The organism is Wolbachia endosymbiont of Madathamugadia hiepei, from assembly GCF_013366855.1.
GTDB lineage: Bacteria > Pseudomonadota > Alphaproteobacteria > Rickettsiales > Anaplasmataceae > Wolbachia.
This window is the reverse complement of sequence record NZ_WQMP01000041.1, coordinates 1-7549: the sequence shown is the minus strand read 5'-3', so window position 1 is coordinate 7549 and position 7549 is coordinate 1. Positions and strand designations below refer to the sequence as shown.

6 protein-coding genes are annotated in these 7549 nt (G+C 36.3%); 4 read left to right on the top strand and 2 right to left on the bottom strand.

What is annotated here, in order from left to right; all coding sequences use genetic code 11:
* The first annotated feature begins 199 nt into the window (after window positions 1–199).
* Window positions 200–1207 carry a TomO hydrophobic C-terminal domain-containing protein gene (locus GO685_RS02315; protein WP_175937407.1) on the top strand — a complete coding sequence of 336 codons (1008 nt, stop codon included), beginning with the start codon at window positions 200–202 and terminating at the stop codon, window positions 1205–1207.
* A 236-nt stretch (window positions 1208–1443) separates the two neighbouring features.
* On the opposite strand, the gene acnA is transcribed toward GO685_RS02315, so the two are convergent.
* Complete coding sequence (acnA, locus tag GO685_RS02310) at window positions 1444–4044, bottom strand: aconitate hydratase AcnA (RefSeq protein ID WP_175937406.1); 2601 nt, start codon at window positions 4042–4044, stop codon at window positions 1444–1446.
* Window positions 4045–4508: 464 nt separating this feature from the next.
* Window positions 4509–4718 carry a hypothetical protein gene (locus tag GO685_RS02305; RefSeq protein ID WP_175937405.1) on the bottom strand — a complete coding sequence of 70 codons (210 nt, stop codon included), beginning with the start codon at window positions 4716–4718 and terminating at the stop codon, window positions 4509–4511.
* A 10-nt stretch (window positions 4719–4728) separates the two neighbouring features.
* Between GO685_RS02305 and GO685_RS02300 the strand changes: the two genes are divergently transcribed.
* The 3 genes from GO685_RS02300 (at window position 4729) to GO685_RS02290 (ending at window position 7531) form a co-directional block, all read left to right on the top strand.
* A complete protein-coding gene (locus GO685_RS02300; protein WP_175937404.1) occupies window positions 4729–6162 on the top strand; it encodes a leucine-rich repeat domain-containing protein in 1434 nt (477 codons plus the stop codon).
* Between the two features lie 278 nt (window positions 6163–6440).
* Entirely contained in the window at window positions 6441–6914 is a 474-nt protein-coding gene (locus GO685_RS02295) for a hypothetical protein (protein WP_175937403.1), read from the top strand.
* Window positions 6915–7180: 266 nt separating this feature from the next.
* On the top strand, window positions 7181–7531 hold the full coding sequence (locus GO685_RS02290) for a DNA methyltransferase (protein WP_175937402.1): 351 nt from the start codon (window positions 7181–7183) through the stop codon (window positions 7529–7531).
* Window positions 7532–7549: the final 18 nt, after the last annotated feature.

The following is a 7549-nucleotide window of genomic DNA, read 5'->3' as shown; positions in this document are numbered from 1 at the left end:
TAGTTTCTCTATTTGTAGCTAAGTTAAACTACCAGTTTTTGCTACATCTTTCCTTATTTTCTCATGATAAACTTTTTTCACAGAGACTAGTCAACAGACAGTAAAAAATATTCTTGCAGAAGGAGAAAAAAGTGATATTTTAATTGGAGTATAGGGTTTAATGCAAAACCCTATAAGTCATAGTTTTAGGGAGGGTGAAATGGTTAACGAAAACGAGCAAGATGCTGATAAAAGCCAACAGCTAGAAACACTTAAAAGTGAAAACGAAAATCTGAAAGGTCAAAATCAACAACTGGAAGAACTTAAAAGTGAAAATGAAAAGCTGAAAGATGAAAGTAAAGAGCTGAAAGACGAAAACCGACAACTGGGAACAATTAAAAGTGAAAATGAAGAGCTGAAGACAAAACTACAGGGATCTGAGAGCAAAAATAAAGAACTAAAGAGTCAAATCCAAGATCTGCAAACACAACTTGAAAGTAAAGATGGAAAGCTGAATACAAAACTACAGGAATTTGAAAATGTACAAGCCCAGCTTACAAAAAAGGAAGGAGAGGTTAACAAGCTGAATGGTCAAGTAACTAAGCTTACTGAAGAAAAGAATCAACTAGATAAGGATCTAAATAGTACTAAGCAAAGCTTGAATGAAAAAGATGAGGAACTTGAGAACATAAAAACTCAGTTTGCAGAAAAGGAGGGAGAGCTAAATAGTGCAAATCAAAGGGTTTTGCAATTAGAATGGGAGCAAGATACAGTACAGCAGAAGTTGAAAGCACTTGAGGATGAGAATAACAACCTGAAGACAAAACTGCAGGGATCTGAAAGTAAAATTCAAAAACTAGAAAGTCGAGTCAAAGAGTTAGAAGTACTTAAAAGTGCAAATGAAAGTCAAATCAAAGATCTACAGGAACAGCTTGAGAGCAAAAATAAAGAGTTGGAGAATAATAAAGACAGAAAATCCCCAGCAGTAAATGTTCAAGGAGTAAAAAGTAAGGTAAACTATACCTCTGCTTCTTTCATATTATCTGGGGTGTGTACTGTTGGTGCAAGTTTAGCAACACCTTATTTAGCAATATGCGCTACACTTGCTGTAGCTGCGTCGGTTTTTCTTGCATTAGGGGGTTACTGTTTGTACAAAGCAAATACTACACTTAGCAATGTTGAAGTTGATCAACAAGATAACCAGCAATTGCTTGAAAGTAGTCCGTAGAGTTTTATCTCTACTTTTAGCAGGTTTAAAAGTGTGAGCTGTAGTGTTGTATCCATTTAGGGGTGCGTGGTGAAGCAAAAGTGGTGATATCCCAGCGCGTAACGCTGGAATGGCTTTGTTGTAAACTCACTTTTGCTCTATGATTACCTTTTTATGGCATCTTGTCTATCTCATTTTACCATTCCGCTGAACAGATACTGCTATAATGCTGATAAGCCTAGTACTCAATAGCTTTACTAAGTCAAGAGAAGTATATAGCTCAACACTCCACCACTCATTAAGTATTTCATCTCAGTTGCAGTTTGTACACAGCACTTAAGTTGAATGGATTGCTCTGAATTATCCTTTCTTTTGATGATACATTCTAGATTTCCATTTGGCACTATTTCACCTTTTATGCTCATTATCTCACTACCATCAAATATTTTTCTGGTTACTCCATCTTGAAATGCAAGCGGAAGAACACCCATACCAACTAAGTTGGATCTGTGTATACGTTCAAAGCTTTCTGCAATTACAGCTTTAATTCCTAGCAGCGCAGTACCCTTTGCTGCCCAGTCTCTGCTTGAACCTGTACCATATTCTTTTCCTGCAACGACAACTAATGGAACAGCTTCTTCTTTATACCGCATTGCTGCATCAAAAATTGACATAGTCTCTTGAGAAGGAATGTGTTTTGTGTAACCACCTTCATTGCTCACCATTTCGTTTCTTATTCTGATATTAGCAAAGGTTCCAAGCATCATTACGTTGTGGTTACCACGACGGGACCCATATGAGTTGAAATCCTGTGGTTCAACTCCAAGACCTTTCAAATATATACCTGCAGGACTGTTTGAAGCAATATTTCCAGCAGGAGAAATGTGGTCAGTAGTTACACTGTCGCCAAACATTGCCAGTATTCGCGCACCCTTTATGTCGACCATGTTGTTTTTATCATTCTCCGTCAATAAATTATCAAAATAAGGAGGGTTTTGTGTATAAGTGCTTTCCGTGTTCCAGTTGTAGATTTCACTTTTCTCACACTTTATCTTTTGCCAATGTTCGTCACCGAAGAAAACATTCTCATACTTTTGTATGAACATCTCACGTGTTACCACATTTTTAACACAATCTTCGATTTCACTGTTCGTTGGCCATATATCTTTGAGGTAAACGTCATTTCCATCCTTATCTTTGCATATAGGATCTTTTGCTAAGTCAATCTGCACAGTACCTGCAAGTGCATACACAACGACAAGCGGTGGAGATGCTAAATAATTGGCTTTGATTAAAGGATGGATTCTTCCTTCAAAATTGCGATTACCAGATAAAACCGCGGCGACGGTTAAGTTCTTGCTTTTAATAGCATTCTCTATATCTTCATTAAGCGGACCGGAATTTCCAATGCAGGTTGTGCAACCGTATCCAACCAAATTAAAGCCTAAAGCATTTAGATCTCTCTGTAATCCTGATTTTTCTAAATATTCTGTTACAACTTGTGATCCCGGGGCAAGAGAAGTTTTAACCCAAGGCTTTGATTTTATTCCAAGTTTAATCGCATTGCGAGCTACAAGACCAGCAGCAATCATCACACTTGGGTTTGAGGTGTTGGTACAGCTAGTTATTGCTGCAATAACTACACTTCCATCTTGAAGTACATCACTTGCCTTTGACTCACTAATTGAAAATGATGTAGAAAAAGACTCTGCCACTTGTGAGAGAAAAACCTTATCTTGTGGTCTTTTTGGACCAGCCATTACTGGCTCCACGCTTGATAAATCAAGCTCTAGTACGTCAAAAAACGCTAACTCGTCACTGCTTCGCCACAGTCCTTGCTCTTTTACATAGACTTCAACCAACTTAATCAGTTCCTCCGGCCTCCCGGTTAAGCTTAAATAATCTAGTGTTTTCTGATCAATAGGAAAAAATCCACAAGTTGCACCATACTCTGGAGCCATGTTGGCTATGGTTGCCCTATCTGCCACAGATAAATAATCCAAACCATCACCATAAAATTCCACAAATTTACCAACAACACCTTTTGTTCTTAAGATATTTGTGACTGTTAGCACTAAATCAGTTGCAGTTACTCCTTCTGGAAGTTTTCCAATTAATTTAAATCCTATTACCTCTGGAATCACCATACTAATGGGCTGATCAAGCATCACAGATTCAGCTTCTATTCCCCCAACGCCCCAGCCAAGGACCGACAAACTATTAACCATAGTAGTGTGGCTGTCTGTGCCAACTAAGGTATCAGGATATACAACCCCATTATCGTTACATACAACTCGTGCTAAATACTCGATGTTTACTTGGTGACAAATTCCTGTGCCAGGCGGCACTACCCTAAAATTTGTGAAGGATGATTCGCCCCATTTCAAGAATTGATATCTCTCCAAATTTCTTTTTACTTCCAGTTCAACGTTTTCACCAAATGCAGAAGCACTTGCATAACTATCTACTTGAACAGAATGGTCTATTACAAGATCAACCGGTACAGACGGATTTATTTTGCTTGGATCACCTCCGCTTTTTTTCATATAACTACGCATTGACGCTAAATCGACAATAGCGGGAACTCCTGTAAAATCCTGCATCAATACCCTTGCTGGTTTGTAGCTAATTTCGTGATTAATGTGTTTCTCAACGCAACTCGCTAGTGTTTTTATATCATCCAACTTTACGTTCACTCCATCTTCGTTGCGCAATAAGTTCTCAAGCAATACCTTGAGCGAACAGGGTAATTTAGTTAGATCTATTCCTAAAAACCTACCAGCAGCGCTGAGGCTAAAGTAGCTATATGACTTTCCGTCAATGTTTAAAATTGTTTTTGAATTTAAAGAATTATTCATCACGTATAACCATTATTTAAATGAAAAGACCCACAATCTTACCATTGCTGCAAAAACCTCAGGAATAAACATATTTAATCCTGATTGTCAACAGTAAACTGAGGCTAACTATTTCATGTCAAGTTTATGAGAGAAAAAACAATACCTTTGCGGTAGCTGGCTGGATTCAGATTTTTTAGCCATAGAAACAGAACTAAAAAAACTACTTGACAACCTTCACCAACCCTGTTATCATGATAATGAAGCTATTATTTATCTTCAGTCTGCGCAGATAAAACGATAAAAGCAACGTGCTACAATGTTGAACAAAATATCTTAGAATTCAAGAGAACAATTCCTAGAAGATTTTTGTATCCTAAAAAAGGCAAATCGTGCTAGTGCAGCTTAAATAAGCCGATGTAATTGAATGGAACCAACCGGACCGCTTAAGGTTGATAGACTTCAGGAAAACCAAAATACCGATATTATGGAGTGAACAGCTCGAGAAGTTCTACGGTTCGACAGAAAAAGCTGCTTATACCAATTCCCATTACATAGGATAATAACGAGAAAAAGGCCCATACTGAAGCAAGTAAAACAGCATGGTAAAGTTGCATATCTGCTACCTGTGTAATGGGAATTGGTATTAGTATGTTAGCGTTGACAATTGTTGTAATATTATCTATAATATTCATATAATAATAATTGAGTAAGAATAAAGTGAATTTTAGCAAATATGTTGACGGTGACAGATTATCTTTGAATGGTAATGAATTATTTTTGGATAATATCAGATTAGATGTCAAAAAATTGGTAAACTTTTTGAAAGATCACAGAGACATCACATATCTAACTCTAAATAGTTGCAAGATTGGTAATGAAGACATAAGGGAATTAGCTAATCTCACACATCTTAAGTTACTCGATTTAAGTGATAATGAAATTGATGATAAAGGTGAGCCCTTAGCTCCCCTTATAAACCTTGAGTGGCTTGATTTATCGCACTACTTTGTTGATGATATTGATCGTGATTTTCAAGATGAAATTGGTGATGGAGGTATAGAAGACGTAGCTCGCTACCTTAGAAACTTTGAGGAGTTTTTATCGGGAAACAAAATTGGTGATAAAGGTGTAGAAGCCTTAGCCCGCTACCTTAGAAACCTTAAGGAGCTTAATTTATCGGGAAACAAAATTGGTGATAAAGGTACAGAGGCCCTAGCTAAGCTTCCAAACCTTACTGAACTTGATTTAAGTTCTAATAAAGTTGATTGTGAAGGTTACGAGGCTTTAGCTAGATCTTTCTATGTAAAATATGTCAGAGGTGATTTTCGGATACATCATGATGTTTTTAAATTCTTTGTAGACTTGTACTACAAAAACCAATCTATCGATAATCTCAGTGAAGATAGCGTGAAAGAGGCAATTTTTAATGTTGCCAGACATGGTCAAGGTGAAAAAATTGTTCAATATACACTTGCAAAACCCAATGAATATCCTTTCCTAATTAACTCACGAGATGAATATGGACATACACTATACCATTATTACACTCACTCTCCTGAGATGCAAACGTTCTTATTTGAACATGGCTTAATTCCTGAAAAAGAAACTGAGTTACAGAATATTTTACAAGACCGCCAGTCTACCCATAGAACACCAGTAGTCAATCAAGTAAATTTTTTTACCAAGAAACTAGTTGAATCCATAAAAGCAAGCAAAAAAGAGTTAGAGCAAGCAGCAACTTCTTATGTAAAAAACATACCTAAACTACTTGAGCAATATCAAAGTGATCCAGTAAGACTAAGACTGCTTAGTTTAAGTGATAGTGAAAAGAAAAATGTAATGGAAAATGTGCTTTCCAATGGCAGTCCTATACCAAACGATCAAGATTTTATTAAGACTGTAATTAATAAAGCTAAGCAAGCATTAGAGGAACAATATTTGATAGGAGATACGGCTAGACTTCAGTACGATTATGCAAGGGATGATGCAAAAGTTACTATACCTGAGTCTATAGGTTATGTTAAACTGCATATTGATAAGCTCTCTCTTTCTATTCCATTAGATAAAAGGAAAGAATTGCTTGTTACTCTTGCACAGCAGAACCCAAAGTTAGTGGAAAAAAGTTGTTTCAAATAAGATCTGAACTTGGAAATGATAATGTTTCCCAAGAATAGATAACTAATAGAACGGAATTTTATAAGTTATTAAGTAATGTTGATACTAATAAAATAAACAAGTTATTTAAGGAAATTAGCAGCTTAAATATAGAAGAAACTTGGAGAGAACAAAAAGAATTTGTTCTTCTAAAGCAAATATACGTAGCAGCAACAACATATGGTGAGAATAACAGTGCTTGTCTTCAAGGTACATGGGCACAGATTATTAATAGTATCTGCGCAATTGATTTAAAATTAGTGGAACAGTATAACCAACATAAAGAGCAAGAAGAGCAAGGTAATTCTATCACCAAAGAGAATATTACACCATTTATAAACAGTTTAGTTGATGAATTAATTAAATATGCTAGAGATAATTTAGAGTTCGGAAAGAATCTAGTAGAAGATTTTGTGATGGGTACATTAGATTGCGAAAAACCACAGAAAACTACACTTGAACAGCAAAGGGTCTTTGCAAAGATTAATCAAGAATTCAGTGTAAATATCAAGAAATTTTTACCTGATTATAACAGAAATGTACCAAAAATAGATGAATATAAGATTATTATTCATAAATTATGCTGTTCTAAGAAAGTACAAGATTTTGCACAGGATTATGAGAGGCATCAAACCGAAGTAGTCAGATCAAGAGAAGAAAACCATCCAGGTGGTGAGTTGGGTGAGGTGCAGCCAATATCGCGTGATCAGTCACTGGGCTTTTTCACGTTCTAGTGGTAGTAGGTAGTAGCAGAACACGAACTAGTCGGCTTTGTCGCTAATTTAAGGCTGGATATGAAAAAGTAAGAAACGTGGGGTTGGTGTGCTGCAGGTATGCTGCCCTACACGTTTCGTAAGTAGCTCAAGCGTTACTATGAAAACCCTGGGTTAAATAGAGTGCGTTAAAAGATTTTTTATCGTCATTAATTTCAACCAAGTTTCTACAGCTTGCCATTTCAACTACCACGACTAAATCAACACATTTTAAAGGAGAGGACGTTATGAAAAGTACCTTTTATATGGTACACATATTGGAAAAATTTAATAATAAACCCACATATACTACAGCTAGGGGAGCTGCATACTGCGGGAACTCGCTTAACCTATTACCGCAATTACCAGATAATAGCTTAGATCTCGTAATAACCAGTCCACCGTTTGCTTTGCAAAGAAAAAAAGAATACGGAAATGAATCCCAAGCAGAATATGTTGCATGGCTTAGTCAATTTGCAAAGTTAGTACATAGCAAACTTAAAGATACTGGCAGTTTTGTACTTGATCTAGTCTCTGTGAAAAAAGTTTATCATGAGAAAATAAGGAAAGATGTAGCAAAAACTGGTAGTTTAACTTAGCTACAAATAGAGAAACTA